We start from the raw sequence: 17230 nt of genomic DNA on the forward strand, positions 1-17230 counted from the left end.
CTGGCGTCAAAGCTGCAACGGATCCGTTAACATGGTGGCGAAACGTGTCGTTTGCACCTCCGCGATCCGTACCCTAGTGGGTTTCCGGCCGTTGCCGCTGCCGGTTCCACCGCCAGTCCGGAGCGCCAAGGCATTCCGTGCCGCCGTGCCTGCGCTCGCGCGGCGCGCAGGTCTTCCAGTCCCGCCGGCCGGCCAGAAGTTCGCGACCGGCGGCCGTGATGCTGAAGACTGTCTTGCCCCAGTTCGAAGGCCCGAGTTCGGTCCCGTCATCGGCAAGGGCCGGTGTCGCGGCATCGCGCAGACGCAGCAAGGTCCCGAGAAACATCAGGTCGCCATGATACGGCAGCGGATCGCGCTCCAACATGAACTCCCGGAACACTTCGCTCCAGGGTCGAGGGCCGTCCGCGAGGATCTCCAGGGCACTCTGTTCCGTGAAAGACAGGCCGTTTTCCAGCGACGGCAATTCGGCCAGGTACCGGCGGATCGAGCCACTGAGAAACGGAAGGGCCGGTGTTTTGCCGATGAGGTCGAAGAATGGCACCGGCGTTGGCGCATGCAGAGAGTCCCAGGCCAGGCGAGCCTGGTCAAAGGCAGCCACCGGCACGGGCTGCCTTTGACCGAACATGTGCCGGAGCGCGGCCGGCGACAACTGACCGATGCCGATGAATTTCGAAATGCCTGGAAATCTGTCCAGCGAAATCAGCTCGACCTTCCGCTTGTCCTGCCCGGCATCGCGCAAGCCTGCGAGCAGCTTGATCAGCACCAGCTGATCGTAGGGATCGTGCTCGAACCACAGGACGATCCGGCCGTAGTCGCCGGCTGTTGCGAGTTTTTCTTCAGCTTCGCGCAGCCCTTTCAGGTTCTTCTCGTAGTTCTCGCCGGGGTATTCTCCGGCGATGAAGCCGGCGCGCTCTTCCAGCGCATGAGGACCGGCGGAGATCGGGCCCTGGCAAATCGGATCGGCGGTCATCAGGAAATCGCCTGCAAATCCTGCACGGTCCAGCGACGCCTCGATATCGTTGCCGCAGCGGATGTGCAGTGTTGGCAGGTCGCTGTCCGGCGCGGTGTCGCGTTTTTCGATTGCCTGCCGGGCGGCGTCGATCTGTTCGACATGCCGCTTCAGTGCCGACCAGCTGGAGAGACCGGCCTCACGGGCGACGGTCAGCTGCGCATCGCTCAGCTTCAGCGCGGCAAGGTCTAGGGCATCGAACCTTGGATGGTGCCGGCGCAGCCTGGAGACCGCATCCTTGCGTTTGGCGCGGGCTGCATTTCGAAGCTCCTTGGCCATTCGTTTCTGGCGGTCCAGATCGAGCGAAAGATCGGAAGAGCTCAACAAGGGAAGGGCACGCAGGGCAGCGCGCGTTTGATCGGTCATGGTGACTCCCTGGCTCGGTGTCTCCAGCGTCCGCATCTCCGGATCGAGCGGGTGTCAGATGAAGGGAGCGCTCGATGCGCTCAGGACAAGTAGGCGTGGAAACCTTTCCGCGGACCGGGCGCCCCGCCCAGGGCACGGTCGCATGATATTCGTTGCAGCCAGCGGTCGCAAGCAGCTCTTTGCAAACGCTGCTGATAAGCCTGACGGTCGCGAAGCGCGTTCCCATGACATGTTTTTGGACGCGCATGCCGGCAACCGGGCAGCGGGACCATGCGGATCGGGTGCCGCGGCGAGGAAAGCGGTAATCTGTTCCCTACGCCCGGTCCGCCGCGTTCAAGCGCAAGACGGACAAATTCAGCAGGAAGGCAGTGCTGACCCACATCAGGTAAGGCACGAAAAGCAGGGAGGAGAGCGTGGACAGGGGCCAGGCTGCCAGGATGAAGCCGGCGATCGCGAGCCACAGCAGGCCGACATCGACAAGCGCCAGGTCCATGCGCCGGAGCCCGAAAAACAGCCAGGACCAGGCGCCGTTGAGTACCAGTTGGGCCGCCCATATGGCTAAGGCAAGCGACCAGCCGGCCTTGGTCCAGACCGCCCATCCGGCGAAGAGGATCATGATGTAAAGCAGGGTCCAGACAACGGGAAACGCCCAGTTCGGGGGTGTCCAGGCCGGTTTCTTGAGCGCTTCATACCAGGTTCCGGGTTTGAAGACGGCACCGCTCATGGCGGTGACAAGCACAAGAACGACAAATACTGCGATGGCCATTTTAGAAACCTGGTGTCAGAACGGCCCGACGGTCTGCTGTGGCCGCCCGGCAGACAATACCGGGCGGTACCTTTTTGAAAAGGCCGAATTTTTACGCGTGCCCGCGCGCTTACAGAATGCTCTGGCCGGTTTTCGCCCAGTCGGCGATGAAGGCGTCCAGGCCCTTGTCTGTGAGCGGATGCTTGATCAGGGTCTTCAGCGTCGCCGGCGGAATGGTCGCGACATCGGCACCGATGATCGCGCAGTCCTTGACGTGATTGGCGGTGCGGATGGAAGCCGCAAGGATCTCGGTGTCGAAGCCGTAGTTGTCGTAGATCACCCGGATTTCGCGGATCAGGTCCAGGCCGTCGATGTTGATGTCGTCAAGCCGGCCGATGAAGGGGGAGATGTAGGTCGCGCCGGCCTTGGCGGCGAGCAGCGCCTGGTTCGCGGAAAAGCACAGGGTGACGTTGGTCTTGGTGCCTTCCTCGGTCAGTTGCTTGCAGGCTTTCAGCCCGTCGAAGGTGAGCGGCAGCTTGATCACCACATTTCCGGCGATCGCGCGCAGCACATGTGCTTCCTTGATCATCCTGTCGAAGTCGGTGGCGGCGACTTCCGCCGAAACGTCGCCGTCGGTGATTTCGCAGATTTCGGCGATCACTTCCTTGAAATCGCGGCCGGACTTGGCGACAAGCGAGGGGTTGGTGGTCACACCGTCGAGAAGACCGGTCGCCTCCAGTTCCTTGATTTCGGCCGTGTCGGCGGTGTCGACGAAGAACTTCATGTGTCACTACTCCGTTGTGGGGTACCCTGTCTGCCGCCGGATGCCGGTCGCCAGGTGCCTGAAACGCGTTCGAAGCAAAACGATTGCATGGTCAGCTGCGCCCTCTTTACCCTAGGATGATGACGAGAAGAACCCCCGATTCTCCGGTGGACGAAAAATCTGCGGTACGTACCTCAACGTCCTGCGGCCTTGTCCCACGCGAGGCACCGGGCCATGTTTCGGCATCGGTTTTCGACACAGTACCGCAATAAGAAAAACCGCCTTTTCGGCAACTGGGACCTGATTATCCGTGCTTTTCGACGACCCTCAGTTCAAGGAAACGATTGCCAGCGTCCTGGTCCCGGTCGCCGTGCCTGTTGCCTATACCTACAAGGTTCCTCCGGGTCGGACCGTCGTTCCGGGAACCATCGTGAAAGTGCCCCTGGGCCCGCGGGAAGTGATCGGCGCCGTCTGGGATGTCGAGCCGGATGCGGCCATCAATCCGAAAAAGCTGAAATACATTTCGCGCATCTACGACGAGACGCCGCCGCTCGATGCGGACCTGCGCCGCTTCGTCGACTGGGTGGCGAACTGGACCCTCGGGGCGCCGGGAATGGTGCTGCGCATGGTCCTGCGCTCGGAGGAAGCGCTGGAGCCCGAAGCACCCGTTCCGGGCGTGCGGAAGGTCGCGGGCGCGGACCCGGAGCGTCTGACGCCGGCACGCAAGCGTGTTCTGGAAACGATGGAAGACGGCCTGGCCTGGACGAAAAGCGGCCTGGCGCATGCGGCGGGCGTCTCCGCCTCGGTTGTCGACGGCCTGCTCAGGCAAAACGTGCTTGAGACGGTCGAAATGCCGGCTGCGCCACCGCCGCCGAGGCCGCAGATCGACTATGCGCAAAAACCGCTGACGCAAGCGCAGCTGACCACTGCCGAGGACCTGATCAGAAGTTTCGACAGACCCGGTGGCGGCGTGACGCTGATCGACGGGGTTACCGGGTCCGGCAAGACGGAGGTTTATTTCGAGGCCATTGCGGAGGCGCTCCGGCGGGAGAAGCAGGCCCTGGTTCTCCTGCCTGAGATTGCGCTCACCGAACAGTTCCTGCGCCGCTTCGAGCAGCGTTTCGGGGTTTATCCCGCCGAATGGCACTCGGAAATCACCCCGAAGAATCGGACCCGCGTCTGGAGAGGGGCGGCTTCCGGAGACATGCGGGTGGTGATCGGGGCGCGTTCGGCACTTTTCCTGCCTTTCAAGGAACTGGGTCTGATCGTCGTCGACGAGGAACACGACGCGGCTTTCAAGCAGGACGACAGGGTGCCTTACAGCGCGAGGGACATGGCGGTGGTGCGCGGCCATATCTCCCGATTCCCGGTGGTATTGGCGTCCGCGACACCGTCGGTCGAAAGCCGGGTCAATGCCGAGCAGGGCCGCTACATGCTGAGCGAACTGCCCGAGCGGGCTTCCGGGGCGGAGCTGCCGGATCTCAAGGCGATCGACATGCGCACGGAAGGGCCGGAACGGGGGCGCTGGCTGGCTCCCGGCCTCGTCGGAGCGATTCTCGAAACCTTCGCGAAAGGCGATCAGTCCCTGCTCTTCCTGAACCGGCGCGGCTACGCGCCGCTGACCCTGTGCCGGGCCTGCGGCCACCGCTTCCAGTGTCCCCACTGCAGCGCCTGGCTCGTGGAGCACCGTTTTCAGAAGACGCTCGTCTGCCACCATTGCGGCCATGTCGACAAAGTGCCGGAAAGCTGTCCGTCCTGTCACAGCACCAACACGCTGGTGGCCTGCGGGCCTGGGGTGGAACGGATCGCGGAGGAAATATCCGATCTGATTCCGCAGGCGAGCACACTGGTGCTTTCCTCTGACATATCCGGTGGGCCGGAACGGCTGAAGCGGGAAATGAAGATCGTCGAGGAGGGGGGCGCCGATATCGTCATCGGCACCCAGCTTGTCGCCAAGGGCCACAATTTTCCGAAAATGAAGCTCGTCGGTGTCGTGGACGCCGATCTTGGACTGGCGCATGGCGATCCGCGCGCGGCCGAAAAGACCTTCCAGCTCCTGGCTCAGGTGACCGGCCGGGCGGGCCGGGTAACCGGCGGCGGCAAGGGGGTGCTGCAAACCTATAATCCCGACCATCCGGTCATCCGGGCGCTCCTGTCCGGCGACAAACACGCGTTTTATCAGGCGGAAATCGAGGCGCGCCGGGCTGCGGGCCTGCCGCCGTTCGGGCGCCTCGCCGCGGTCATCGTGTCCGGGCCGGACAAGATGTTCGCGGAAGGATACGCTCGCGCGCTGGTCCGCGCGGCGCCGCACGATCAGGCGGTAACCCTTCTCGGTCCGGCGGAAGCGGCCCTTGCCATGGTTCGCGGACGTCACCGCTACAGGCTTCTGGCCATGGCGCCCCGGCAGTTCGACCTCCAGTCCTATCTGCGTCAGTGGCTCGCAGCGGGTCCGAAACCGACCAAGGGCCTGCGCGTTCAGGTCGATATCGACCCGCAGCAATTTATCTGAGCCGTCCTCGCCGGTGCCCACTCGAGGTGCCTTTTGGCGTCAGCATGCGGTTCGCCGGCCAGAGCACGAACACCGCCTAAAGGTTTATTCGATCGCTAACTATTGATCCTTAAGGGTTTTTGCTTCCAGCTCGCAAAAAACACCTAGGAATCGGCGAGAACAGTCATTTGGCGAAGTTGCACACTGGGAAACCCTGTGCTAATTGAGGCGCGGCTTTGGGGGGCACGGCTTAACCGTCATACCTTCTTACCTTGAAATCTTTCAATTTTTCAATGCCTTGCAGGCGCTTGTCGGTTGCGGGCTAGAAAAGTCAGAGAGCACGGACCTGGTGACTGACAACGTATCTCTCGTTTCCGGTGTGGCACAGCGTTATGCATCCGCCCTTCTCGATCTTGCGGAAGGCGAGGGTGCGACGGCCGATGTGGAACGGGATCTGACGGCTTTCGAAGGCATGCTTGCCGAAAGCGAAGATCTCGTCCGGCTTGTGAACAGCCCGGTGTTCAGTGTCGAGGAGCAGCTCGCAGCGCTCACGGCACTTCTTGAAAAGGCGGGCATTTCCGGTCTCGCCGCAAATTTTGTGAAGCTTGCGGCCAAGAACCGGCGGCTCTTCGTTCTTCCCGGCATGATCAAGGCGTTCCGCGTCCTGCTCGCTGAAAAGCGGGGCGAGGAAACGGCTGAGGTGACCACTGCGGCGCCCCTGTCCGACGAGCATGTCGCTGCCCTGAAGGAGGCGCTCGCGGCGTCTCTGGGCAAAACCGTTAACATCGCAGCGAAAGTTGATCCTGCTCTGATCGGCGGCCTTGTGGTCAAGGTCGGTTCCCGCATGATCGACACGTCCCTGCGTACCAAGCTCAATTCACTCAAGTTCGCGATGAAAGAGGTCGGCTGATGGATATTCGGGCCGCGGAAATTTCCGCAATCCTCAAGGACCAGATCAAGAGCTTCGGCCAGGAAGCCGAAGTCTCCGAGGTCGGTCAGGTGCTCTCCGTTGGTGACGGTATCGCCCGTGTTTATGGTCTGGACAAGGTCCAGGCCGGTGAGATGGTTGAATTTCCAGGTGGCATCAAGGGCATGGCCCTGAACCTGGAAACCGACAACGTCGGTGTCGTGATCTTCGGCTCCGACCGTGACATCAAGGAAGGCGACACCGTCAAGCGGACCGGCGCCATCGTGGAAGTTCCGGTCGGCAAGGGCCTTCTGGGCCGCGTTGTCGATCCGCTCGGCAACCCGATCGACGGCAAGGGCCCGATCGATGCGGCCGAAAAGCGCCGCGTGGACGTGAAGGCGCCGGGCATTCTGCCGCGTAAATCCGTGCACGAGCCGATGTCGACCGGCCTGAAGGCCATCGATGCCCTGATCCCGGTCGGCCGCGGTCAGCGCGAGCTGGTCATTGGCGACCGCCAGACCGGCAAGACCGCGATCATTCTGGACACCTTCCTGAACCAGAAGTCGCTGCACGCTTCCGACGACGAGAACGTCAAGCTCTACTGCATCTACGTTGCAGTCGGCCAGAAGCGCTCCACCGTTGCGCAGTTCGTGAAGACCCTGGAAGATGCCGGCGCGCTGGAATACTCCATCGTGATCGCCGCGACCGCTTCCGATCCCGCTCCGCTGCAGTACCTGGCGCCGTTCGCCGGCTGCGCGATGGGCGAGTTCTTCCGCGACAACTCCATGCACGCCGTGATCGGGTACGACGATCTGACCAAACAGGCCGTCGCCTACCGTCAGATGTCCCTGCTGCTTCGCCGTCCGCCGGGACGTGAAGCTTTCCCGGGCGACGTTTTCTACCTGCACTCCCGTCTTCTGGAACGCGCGGCGAAGCTGAACGAAGATCACGGCAGCGGCTCGCTGACCGCTCTTCCGGTCATCGAGACCCAGGGCAACGACGTGTCGGCCTTCATTCCGACCAACGTGATCTCGATCACCGACGGTCAGATCTTCCTGGAAACCGACCTGTTCTATCAGGGTATCCGCCCGGCGGTGAACGTCGGTCTGTCGGTCTCCCGCGTTGGATCTTCCGCACAGATCAAGGCGATGAAACAGGTTGCCGGCCCGATTAAGGGCGAGCTGGCGCAGTACCGCGAAATGGCGGCCTTCGCTCAGTTCGGTTCCGACCTCGATGCCACCACCCAGCGCCTTCTGAACCGCGGCGCGCGCCTGACCGAACTTCTGAAGCAGCCGCAGTTCTCGCCGCTGAAGACGGAAGAACAGGTCGCGGTCATCTACGCCGGCGTGAACGGTTACCTGGACTCGATCCCGGTCAACCGGGTGAAGGATTTCGAGGAAGGTCTGCTCTTGAACCTGCGTGGCGAGCACAAGGATCTGCTCGATGCGATCTGGGAGAAGAAGGCGCTCGACGACGAGCTCACGGGCAAGCTGAAATCTGCCATCGACGCGTTCGCGAAGAACTTCGCGTAAAGAACCACGCCGGGATAAGGAGCAGGGGCGGCCATGCCGAGCCTGAAGGACTTACGAAACCGCATCGCTTCCGTGAAGGCGACGCAGAAAATCACCAAGGCCATGCAAATGGTGGCTGCGGCGAAACTGCGTCGTGCTCAGGAAGCCGCGGAAGCCGCGCGCCCCTATGCGGAACGCATGGAGGCAGTGCTGGCCAATCTCGCGGTGGCTTTCGAGGGCCGCGACGACGCTCCGAAGCTCATGTCCGGTACGGGCAACGACCAGGTTCATCTCCTGGTGGTTGCCACGGCCGAGCGCGGGCTTTGCGGGGGGTTCAACACCAATATCGCCAAGCTGGCCCGCGACAAGGCACGCAGCCTCATCGCCCAGGGCAAGACGGTCAAGATCCTGTGTGTCGGCAAGAAGGGCTTCGACGCCATCAAGCGCGAACTCGGCCAGTATGTGATCAAGACCATCGAGCTGCGCGACGTCAAGAATGTCGGTTTCTCGAACGCGGACGAGATCGGCCGGGAAGTACTGTCCATGTACGATGCCGGCGAGTTCGATGTCTGCACGCTGTTCTACTCGACCTTCAAGTCGGTGATCGCGCAGGAGCCGACGGCACAGCAGCTCATTCCGGCTCACTTCGAGACCAGCGAAGGGGACGCCGGTGAAGGCGCCAGTGCGGTTTATGAATATGAACCGGACGAGGCCGAGATCCTGGCGGATCTTCTGCCAAGAAACATCTCCGTCCAGATTTTCCGGGCTCTCCTGGAAAATGCGGCATCCGAGCAGGGTGCGCGTATGTCCGCCATGGACAACGCGACCCGTAACGCCGGCGACATGATCGACAAACTGACGATCGCTTACAACCGCCAGCGTCAGGCTCAGATTACGACGGAACTGATTGAAATTATCTCGGGCGCTGAAGCGCTCTAACGGGATCTAGACGAGGATTAGGGATATGGCTGACAAACAGGTCGGACGGATCACCCAGGTCATCGGCGCCGTTGTCGACGTCAAGTTCGATGACCACCTGCCGTTGATCCTGAACGCTCTTGAAGCTGACAACCAGGGCAACCGCCTTGTGCTTGAGGTTGCACAGCACCTCGGCGAAAACACCGTGCGCACGATCGCGATGGACTCCACCGAGGGTCTGATCCGCGGCCAGGAAGTTGTCGACACCGGCGCGGCCATCATGGTGCCGGTCGGCGACGGCACTCTGGGCCGCATCATGAACGTGATCGGCGAGCCGGTTGACGAAGCCGGCGAGATCAAGCACGAAACCAAGCGCGGCATTCACCAGGAAGCACCGCCCTTCATCGAACAGTCCACCGAAGCCGAGATCCTGGTAACGGGCATCAAGGTCGTCGACCTTCTCGCTCCTTACGCGAAGGGCGGCAAGATCGGCCTGTTCGGCGGCGCCGGCGTCGGCAAGACCGTTCTCATCATGGAACTGATCAACAACATCGCGAAGGCGCACGGCGGTTACTCCGTGTTCGCAGGTGTCGGTGAGCGGACCCGTGAAGGCAACGACCTTTACTGGGAAATGATCGAATCCAACGTGAACAAGGAAGGCGGCGGAGAAGGCTCCAAGGCGGCCCTGGTTTACGGCCAGATGAACGAGCCTCCCGGAGCCCGTGCACGTGTTGCCCTGACCGGTCTGACGGTTGCCGAGCACTTCCGTGACGAAGGCCAGGACGTTCTGTTCTTCGTGGACAACATCTTCCGCTTCACCCAGGCTGGTTCGGAAGTGTCCGCTCTGCTCGGCCGTATCCCGTCCGCTGTGGGATATCAGCCGACGCTTGCCACCGACATGGGCGGCATGCAGGAGCGCATCACCACCACCACCAAGGGCTCGATCACGTCCGTTCAGGCCGTCTACGTTCCGGCCGATGACTTGACCGACCCGGCGCCGGCCTCGACCTTCGCCCACCTGGACGCAACGACCGTTTTGAACCGCTCGATCGCCGAAAAAGGCATCTATCCGGCCGTGGATCCGCTGGACTCCACCTCGCGCATGCTGGATGCCCGCATCATCGGCGAAGAGCACTACAACACGGCCCGTGCCGTCCAGGGGACGCTGCAGCGCTACAAGGCGCTTCAGGACATCATCGCCATCCTGGGCATGGACGAACTGTCGGAAGAAGACAAGCTGACGGTTGCCCGCGCCCGTAAGATCGAGCGCTTCCTGTCGCAGCCGTTCTTCGTGGCCGAGGTCTTCACCGGGTCCCCGGGCAAGCTCGTTGCCCTGGAAGACACGATCAAAGGCTTCAAGGGTCTTGTCGACGGCGAGTACGATCACCTGCCGGAAGCCGCTTTCTACATGGTCGGTTCCATCGAAGAGGCGATCGAGAGAGCCCAGAAACTGGCCGCGGAAGCAGCCTGACGTTTCTAAGTTGATACCGGACGCCCATCGGGGCGTTCGGTTCTGATTTCCCATGCGGTGGGTTCTCCATCTGCATCAGAAACTGACAAGGAAGACGCCAGATGGCTGAACTTTTCCAGTTTGAGTTGGTCTCGCCTGAGCGTGCGCTTCTGTCCGAACAGGTCGCGGAAGTGGTCATCCCGGGCACCGAAGGCGAGTTTGGCGTTCTCAAGAACCACAGCCCCTTCATGTCGACCATCAAGCCGGGCATCCTGAAAGTGCAGAACGACAAGGGCGCGTGGGACGAGTATTTCGTTCGCGGCGGTTTTGCAGATATCGCCCCCGGCGGTCTCACTGTTCTCGCCGAACAGGCCATTCCGGTCAGCGAGATCAGCAAGGATCTGCTCGATCAGGCGATTGAAAACGCAAGGGAAGACGTCGCAGACGCCAAGGACGACGAAGCCCGGCAGAAGGCGGAAATGACGCTTTCGCAGCTGCAGGACGTGGCCGAGGCCCTGAAAGCGGCCTGATACGTCAACATTCAGCAGACGTTTGGAAACACGGCTTCCTGCAAGCCGTGTTTTTTGTTTGCGCATGGCTTCCGGAGAGCCTGGACCGAACCCATCCGATCGAGATCAGGCCGGCGTGGTGGCCTCTCCGGTGGATGCGTCGTAAAACTGAAATCCGTTCCGGCCGTGCTTCTTCACTTCATAAAGCGCGATATCGGCTTGCTTGATAACGACACGGGCTTCGACGGTTGCCGCGGTAATCGTTGCGATACCGACACTTACACCGATCGAAATCGAAAAATCAGAAATCCCAAACGGGGCCTGAATGGCACGCACGACACGGCCGGCTATGTCAGCGGCATTGGTGTCGTCGGATCTGGCCTCCGTCGGAAACAGGATGATCGCGAATTCGTCGCCGCCGATCCTGGCCACAAGATCCGAGGACCGGACGCATTTGCGCAGCCGCGATGACACCTGCTTCAGCAGATCGTCGCCAATATCGTGACCGAAACTGTCATTGACCGGCTTGAACTGGTCGAGGTCGAGAAGCAGCAGATATCCCTGATCGCCGCGCTCCGAAGCGTTGCACAGCGCTTCATTCAGCTTGAGATTGAACAGGGTCCGGTTTGCCAAGCCGGTCAACGTGTCATGATGAGCCGCATGCTGGATCTTCTCGGCGGCGAGTTCGCGGGACGTCACGTCCTCGCTGGTTGCGATCCAGCCGCCCGCGGGCAACGGCGTGCGGTTGACGCTGATGATTTTACCGCTCGGATGCCGGTAGACGGACCGCGTGGGATCGCCGTCGTTAAGGCGGCCCATCACCTCGGAAACATGTTCGGTGATTTCACCGGTGAACGTTCCCTTTTGTTTGTCCACCGCGATCAGTTCGGCCAAGGTCATACCCTGGCGGACCTCGCTGTCGCTCTTGCCGAAGATTTCGAGATATTGCTTGTTCCACAGTGCCAGCCGGCCCTTGCGGTCGAAGACGCTTACACCCTGACGCATGTTGGCGAGAATGATCTCGAACTCCTCGGATCGCGCGCGGGCCTGGCGTTCGTTTTCCGCCAACTGACGTTCCATGTTCTTTCGTTCGGTCACGTCGAAATAGCTGGACACAAGCCCACCGTTCGGCAGCGGAGTATTGCGGATCTCGAAAACTGTGCCCTGCGGACTGAGCCGCTCGTAGACATGGGGTTCCGGATGGTCGAAATAGTCAAACTGTTCCCTGACAAGATCTTCCGGCGAACCCGGCCCGTAGTCTCCCCTTTTGGCGAGAAAATAAGCGACCTCAAGGAGAGTGGCTTTTTTCTCAAAAAGGTGCTGCGGCAGTTGAAGCATCCGCCGGAAGTCTTCGTTAAAGGCCGCGATGCGCCTGTGTTCGTCGAAATAGACTACGCCGCCCGGAGTGTTTTCGACAACAATCTGCAGGATGTCCGCTTGTCGCTTGGACTCGCCAATGTCGGTGAGGGAAACGACGACGCCGTCCAGGCCGAAATCGCTGGTGTTGGTCACGGCTTTTGAATTGATAAGCAACCAGGAGGCTTTACCGCCCGGCCCTCGGCTTACCAAAGCCACAACGTTCTGGACTTCGTCAGGCTTCTCCGCGGCCGACTGAAGCGGATTGCAATCGACGCCACTGCAATTCTGCTCGCATTGAAATACAAGACCGAGTTCGCCGACCTTTTTTCCTCGAAGCTCGGCTCCGTCAAACCCGAGTAGTTTTGCGGCGGCCGGGTTGAACGATTGAATCAGTCCGGTCCGCGACAGAAGCAGAATGCCTTCACTCAACGCTTCAAGCGTGGTCCGGTGGATGGCTTCGGACTGGCGCACCGCATGTTCGGAGACCTTGCGACCGGTGATGTCCTGATAGGCTCCGACCAGGCGGACGACCGACCCGCCTTCGAAGATGGCCCGGCCCGCGGCGCGCACCCAGGTCTTGCGTCCTTTTGCGGTGGTGAAAGGAAGCTCCACATCCCAGCCGGCACCGACTTCCTTCGCCTTGTTCATGGCTTCGGAAAGGACATGCCTGCCCGCCGGGGCGAAACAGGAAAGGCTGAAATTCAAATCCGGCACGAAGTCGGGCCCGACTTCGTGAATTTCACGGGTCTTGCCGCTCCAGGAAAGTGTGTCGGTCACGCAGTCGTATTCCCATCCACCGACGCCCGAAATATTTGCGATCTCCTCGAGAAGTTCGCCTTCGCGGGTTGCCTGAAGATGTTCCCTTTTCGCTTCCAGGCGCGCCTGATGCGATTTGATCAATCCCTCCGCAATGCGGCCGAGACGCCTGAGTTGCTTGAGCTGATCGTCCGAGGGAACCATCGGCTTGCTGTCGATGACGCAGATCGACCCAAGACGGTTTTTGCCGTCGACGGAAAGGGGGCAGCCGGCATAGAAACGGACAGCCGTATCGCCGATCATTGGAAGCATGTCCTTGAAGCGGCCGTCTGCGCGCACATCGGGCAAGACAAGCAGATCGTCGGACGAAAGCGTGTGTTCGCAGATCGAGTTTTCTCGGGGTGTACTGTCGAGATCCAGGCCAACGCGGGCCTTGAACCACTGTTCTTGTGCTCCGAAAAAGCCAAGGAAGGCGATCGGACATCCAAAGACATCCGCAAGTGTCTCGACGAGCGCATCATACTCCGGCAGGCGTTCAGACCTGATTATCTGGAGCCTCTCCAATGCGGCAAGGCGCTCGCTTTCATTTGCCACCTGCTCAGCTTCCATCGTTTTCAGCTGCTTTAAAAGAACGTCCTAGAGATCGGTTGCCTGATGATGTCTTACATAAATGATAATAGGTCTTATTCTTTCAGGAAAAATTGAACTAACACTACAATTGGGAAATACGCTTCTCCCGATAGACTTCGCGGTCGATATCCTCAGGTTCCGATTGAGGGAATTCTGTATCAATAATACCATTTTAGTCTATTGTAAAAAATACCGCCTTCTTAAGTATGAGTTGAGGACTTCGGGAGTAGGCGGAAGGAAAACGGTAGGTGAACTGCTGTTGAGAAACATTTCCGCATGTATTGGAACGGCAGGTCTGCGGAATGAAAGGGATGTCGCTTATTTAAAAAAGAAAAACCCGGCTTTGGGGCCGGGTTTAAAGGGAGGTGGTTAAGACCACTCTTGATCTGCTTTTTGTGACAAGCAGTTTGTTCGTTATGCCGCGCGGCGGAAGGTCAGGCTCATGCCGCTGCCGGAACGGCTGCGGCGGCGCTCTTCCGGCGGGATGTAAACGATGGCGCTGTGCTCGGCGCAATAGGACGTGCCCGGCTCAACGGAATTGGAGCACGGGAAGGTGTAGTTTCCAGCATCGCCCTCTGCCCATTTGCAGCAGCCCGGACGCGGAAGAGACGAGTCAGCCATTTTGTTTTCCTCTTTGTTCTTTTCGCACGCAGAAAAAAGCGCTCGAGCATCCTTCCATGGAAGGATCCGAACTGCTTTTGTCAGAAATCGGATGTTATCGGCGCCCGGGACATCATGCCTGTCCAACCCTTACGAGTGCCCTTCAGCAAGCGCAGGAGTTACATAAGGGCCCTGTCACAGAAATGCAATAGAGTAGCTGACATTTCCGGAATGCACTGAGTGCATACCAGCTTAACGTTTTTTTACCAACTGGTCAGAGGAGGCGGGTTCGTTGCGGGAGGAGGCACTCATTGACCCGGGTTCTGCCGGGGTATGACACCACCGGCAGACCGGAGTGCCTCCGGCGTGTCGAGGTCCAGGCGCGCCGCCTCACCGATTTCGACTTCACACACGAAGCCCGGGTTTTCCGCGATCAGATGCCGCGCGCCGATATCGCCCGTCAGCGATTTAAGCGCATCGAAAAAGCGACGGTCCCAGAGGACCGGATTGCCGCGCTTTCCGTTCGCGGTGGCGGAAACGATCAGGCTGGCCTCGTTCTTCCGGTAGGCGCCGACGAGACTTTCGATGACCTGCGCGTCGATGCGGGGCATGTCACCCAGGAGTATGATGACGGCATCGATATCCTTGTCGAGCGCGTTCATGCCGGTTCCGATCGAGCCGGCCATGCCTTCCGCGTAATCGGGATTGTGGGCCAGCTGCAGATTCAGGTCCGCAACTTTGTCAGCGATTTCCTCCGCCAGATGTCCGGTGACCAGAACGGTCTGGTCAAGGCCTGCGCCAGTCGCGGCTTCCGCAACATGGCGTATCAGCGCCTTGCCCGCCAGTTCCGCGAGAAGCTTGTTAGGCCCGCCCATGCGTGTCGACTTGCCGGCGCCCAGAATAACGGCGGCAATCTTCGGATTGTCTTTCCGGGGTTTTGTTTCGCGCGGCTGTGGGCGCGTCCCGATTTCCATCAGCAAACCTCCGACACCCATTGCAGTTATGTCGTTCGGGGTCACCGGAATTCCGGCAAGCAACCGGTCGAGAACCCAGTCAAAGCCGTTTTCCTTAGGACTTCTGGCACAGCCCGGCGCCCCCAGAACCGGCGTTTCGCCCAGGGCTCCCAGCATGAGCAGATTGCCCGGGTCCACCGGCATGCCGAGGTGTTCCACGGTGCCCCCGGCGCGCTCCAGGGCCGTAGGCAGCACGTCCATCCGGTCCACGACGGCGGAAGCCCCAAACAGGATCAGAAAATCGGCGCCTTCGGCAATGAGCTTGCCAATGGCCTCGGCCACGGCGTCTTCCTCGTGGGCAACGCGCAGTTCCGCAAGAACCGTGCTGCGGCTTGCACGCAGCCTGTCTTCGAGAACCCGGCGCGTCTTGTCCATGGTCGCGGGTTTCAGATGCGGCAGTTGTGTAGCCACGAGGCCGACCTTGCGGGGGCGAAAGGCCGCGACACGGACCGCGCCACGCAGCACGTCCTCCGCCTGTTGCACAGACGTCTTCGAAAGCCCGAAGGAAATGATCTTGGCGGTGGCCACCATCCGGCCCGCCTGGACCTTGCTGTGATTGGCAAGGGTCGCGAAGGTGATGGCCGGATCGATCCGGTTGGCGGCCGTCACCGCCTCCGCGTCGACGGCCAGCACGCCGTTTGCCTCCGCATAAAGGTTCATGCGTCCGGTAAAGGCCGTATCGCACTCAACGCCGGCTCCCCTTGCCGCATGGGCGATTCGTGTAGCGGCGCCGTCCTCGCCGAGATCTTCCGGATCGAGACAGGCCACCATGAGGCTCGAAATGCCCTGAGCGGCGAGATCCGCACAGTCACGCGCACTCAGGATGCGGCCCTTTTTCAGGACCCTGTCGGGCAGTGCGGTACGGTGCGCGAGAATGCAGCCTTCAGCCTCTTCCGGGGGACGGGGCCCGAACTTCATGGGGCGGCGTCCGGCATTTTGCGCAGCGCCTGAATGACGGAGCCGAGCACCGCCACGGCGATTTCCTGGGGTGAGGCGGCACCAATATCGAGACCGATGGGGGCGTCGATCCGGGCAAGGAGAGCGGGATCAAGGCCGGCCTCCGCGAACCGTTCCAGCCGTTTGCCGTGGGTTTTGCGGCTGCCGAGGGCGCCGACATAAAAGCAACCGGTCTTGAGGGCCTCCATCAGCGGGAAATCGTCGATTTTCGGATCGTGGGTCACCGCCGCAACCGCTGTGAACGGGTCGAGCGGCGCGTCTTTCAACACCTCTTCGGGCCAGTCGGCCTTGAGGGTGCTGCCTGGAAAACGCTCTTCCGTCGCAAAGGCTGTGCGGGGGTCGATGACCGCGACGTCGAAGCCGGCGATCTCGGCCATGGGAACCAGTGCCTGGCTGATGTGAACCGCACCGATGATCACGAGGCGCGGCGCGGGAACGGACACGGTCAAAAAGGCTTCGCCGGCGTCCGTTTGTACCAGACCCGATTTGCCGGAGCGGAAACGTCTGGCGAATTCCTCGGCCAGAGGATCGGAATGAAAATCGTCCCCGCCACGGACTAGGCGTTGCGCGCCATTGGCCATGTCGGTCACGAGGATGGCGGCGCGGCGGGCGGCACGTTCGGCATTCAGGGTTTTGAGAAGGGAAAGATCCATTTTATCAGCTTCGGTCAGTTGCCAGTTTCAATCCCAGGCCGACAAGCAGGGAGCCTCCGAGCCAGCGGGCCAGGTCCTGGAACCGGCTCGCCCGGGTCAGCCGTCTTTTGATCTCCGACGCGAACAGCACCGTGACAATGTCCGCGGACGTGAAGGCGCAATTGACGAAAGTGCCGAGGATCAGGAACTGTGCCCATACAGGCAGACCCGCGTCCGGGCTGACGAATTGCGGCAGGAAGGCGATGAAAAAGATCGCGACCTTCGGGTTGAGCACTTCGACCAGGACACTGTCGGCGAAGGCGCGGCGGGAGGTTTTTTGCGGGAGGTGCGGCATCGGACCTGCGGCAATCCGGGTTCTGATCATCTGTAGTCCGAGGTAAATCAGGTAGAAACCGCCTGCGAGCTTCAGGGCGAAATAGAGCGCTGGAACGACTGTGAAAATGGCCGAAAGGCCGAAAGCCGCCGCAAGAACATGCACGTAGCAGCCGAGGTGAATCCCGGCTGCGGCCATGAAGCCGGCCCGCTTGCCACGGGCAATTGTCTGGGCCGCCGTATAAAGCAGAGCGGGCCCCGGCATATAGGCAAAAAGGGCGGTG

14 protein-coding genes are annotated in these 17230 nt (G+C 60.9%); 6 read left to right on the top strand and 8 right to left on the bottom strand.

The window, feature by feature from the left end:
* Positions 1-73: 73 nt before the first annotated feature.
* From JF539_RS21075 to fsa, 3 genes are all read right to left on the bottom strand, one after another.
* Positions 74-1375, bottom strand: a complete 1302-nt coding sequence (locus JF539_RS21075) for a DUF1835 domain-containing protein (RefSeq protein WP_207142708.1) — start codon at positions 1373-1375, stop codon at positions 74-76.
* Between the two features lie 313 nt (positions 1376-1688).
* Positions 1689-2141, bottom strand: coding sequence for a TspO/MBR family protein (locus tag JF539_RS21080; protein WP_207142709.1), 453 nt, complete (start codon positions 2139-2141; stop codon positions 1689-1691).
* A 109-nt stretch (positions 2142-2250) separates the two neighbouring features.
* On the bottom strand, positions 2251-2904 hold the full coding sequence (gene fsa / locus JF539_RS21085) for a fructose-6-phosphate aldolase (protein ID WP_207142710.1): 654 nt from the start codon (positions 2902-2904) through the stop codon (positions 2251-2253).
* 289 nt (positions 2905-3193) lie between these two features.
* Here fsa and JF539_RS21090 point away from each other — a divergent pair, with 289 nt between their 5' ends.
* The 6 genes from JF539_RS21090 to JF539_RS21115 all read left to right on the top strand — a co-directional run bounded on the left by JF539_RS21090 (position 3194) and on the right by JF539_RS21115 (position 10687).
* Positions 3194-5392, top strand: coding sequence for a primosomal protein N' (locus JF539_RS21090; RefSeq protein WP_207142711.1), 2199 nt, complete (start codon positions 3194-3196; stop codon positions 5390-5392).
* Between the two features lie 328 nt (positions 5393-5720).
* Positions 5721-6281, top strand: a complete 561-nt coding sequence (locus JF539_RS21095) for a F0F1 ATP synthase subunit delta (RefSeq protein WP_207142712.1) — start codon at positions 5721-5723, stop codon at positions 6279-6281.
* Positions 6281-7810, top strand: a complete 1530-nt coding sequence (gene atpA, locus JF539_RS21100; protein ID WP_207142713.1) for a F0F1 ATP synthase subunit alpha — start codon at positions 6281-6283, stop codon at positions 7808-7810. The genes JF539_RS21095 and atpA overlap by 1 nt, the downstream gene beginning before the upstream one ends.
* 33 nt (positions 7811-7843) lie before the next feature.
* Positions 7844-8728 carry a F0F1 ATP synthase subunit gamma gene (locus JF539_RS21105; RefSeq protein ID WP_207142714.1) on the top strand — a complete coding sequence of 295 codons (885 nt, stop codon included), beginning with the start codon at positions 7844-7846 and terminating at the stop codon, positions 8726-8728.
* Positions 8729-8753: 25 nt separating this feature from the next.
* Positions 8754-10178 (top strand): F0F1 ATP synthase subunit beta, encoded by a 1425-nt coding sequence (gene atpD, locus JF539_RS21110; RefSeq protein WP_207142715.1) that lies wholly within the window; start codon positions 8754-8756, stop codon positions 10176-10178.
* 101 nt (positions 10179-10279) lie between these two features.
* Complete coding sequence (locus tag JF539_RS21115; protein WP_207142716.1) at positions 10280-10687, top strand: F0F1 ATP synthase subunit epsilon; 408 nt, start codon at positions 10280-10282, stop codon at positions 10685-10687.
* A gap of 105 nt (positions 10688-10792) precedes the next feature.
* Here the strand turns inward: JF539_RS21115 and JF539_RS21120 are convergent, their stop codons facing one another.
* The 5 genes from JF539_RS21120 to JF539_RS21140 form a co-directional block, all read right to left on the bottom strand.
* Positions 10793-13375 (bottom strand): PAS-domain containing protein, encoded by a 2583-nt coding sequence (locus tag JF539_RS21120; RefSeq protein WP_207142717.1) that lies wholly within the window; start codon positions 13373-13375, stop codon positions 10793-10795.
* Between the two features lie 450 nt (positions 13376-13825).
* Entirely contained in the window at positions 13826-14032 is a 207-nt protein-coding gene (locus JF539_RS21125) for a hypothetical protein (RefSeq protein ID WP_207142718.1), read from the bottom strand.
* A 287-nt stretch (positions 14033-14319) separates the two neighbouring features.
* A complete protein-coding gene (locus tag JF539_RS21130) occupies positions 14320-15942 on the bottom strand; it encodes an NTP transferase domain-containing protein (RefSeq protein ID WP_207142719.1) in 1623 nt (540 codons plus the stop codon).
* Positions 15939-16634, bottom strand: a complete 696-nt coding sequence (locus JF539_RS21135) for an XdhC family protein (RefSeq protein WP_207142720.1) — start codon at positions 16632-16634, stop codon at positions 15939-15941. The genes JF539_RS21130 and JF539_RS21135 overlap by 4 nt, the downstream gene beginning before the upstream one ends.
* A gap of 4 nt (positions 16635-16638) precedes the next feature.
* Positions 16639-17211 carry a LysE family translocator gene (locus JF539_RS21140; protein WP_207142873.1) on the bottom strand — a complete coding sequence of 191 codons (573 nt, stop codon included), beginning with the start codon at positions 17209-17211 and terminating at the stop codon, positions 16639-16641.
* Positions 17212-17230: the final 19 nt, after the last annotated feature.

Source organism: Roseibium aggregatum, assembly GCF_017309185.1.
In the GTDB taxonomy this organism is placed as follows: domain Bacteria; phylum Pseudomonadota; class Alphaproteobacteria; order Rhizobiales; family Stappiaceae; genus Roseibium; species Roseibium aggregatum_B.

Coding starts and splice junctions, on each gene's coding strand:
- atpA (WP_207142713.1), top strand. CDS start 6,281: ATGGATATTCGGGCCGCGGAAATTTCCGCAATCCTCAAGGACCAGATC.
- JF539_RS21080 (WP_207142709.1), bottom strand. CDS start 2,141: ATGGCCATCGCAGTATTTGTCGTTCTTGTGCTTGTCACCGCCATGAGC.
- JF539_RS21105 (WP_207142714.1), top strand. CDS start 7,844: ATGCCGAGCCTGAAGGACTTACGAAACCGCATCGCTTCCGTGAAGGCG.
- JF539_RS21075 (WP_207142708.1), bottom strand. CDS start 1,375: ATGACCGATCAAACGCGCGCTGCCCTGCGTGCCCTTCCCTTGTTGAGC.
- JF539_RS21140 (WP_207142873.1), bottom strand. CDS start 17,211: ATGCCGGGGCCCGCTCTGCTTTATACGGCGGCCCAGACAATTGCCCGT.
- JF539_RS21130 (WP_207142719.1), bottom strand. CDS start 15,942: ATGAAGTTCGGGCCCCGTCCCCCGGAAGAGGCTGAAGGCTGCATTCTC.
- atpD (WP_207142715.1), top strand. CDS start 8,754: ATGGCTGACAAACAGGTCGGACGGATCACCCAGGTCATCGGCGCCGTT.
- JF539_RS21115 (WP_207142716.1), top strand. CDS start 10,280: ATGGCTGAACTTTTCCAGTTTGAGTTGGTCTCGCCTGAGCGTGCGCTT.
- JF539_RS21135 (WP_207142720.1), bottom strand. CDS start 16,634: ATGGATCTTTCCCTTCTCAAAACCCTGAATGCCGAACGTGCCGCCCGC.
- JF539_RS21125 (WP_207142718.1), bottom strand. CDS start 14,032: ATGGCTGACTCGTCTCTTCCGCGTCCGGGCTGCTGCAAATGGGCAGAG.
- fsa (WP_207142710.1), bottom strand. CDS start 2,904: ATGAAGTTCTTCGTCGACACCGCCGACACGGCCGAAATCAAGGAACTG.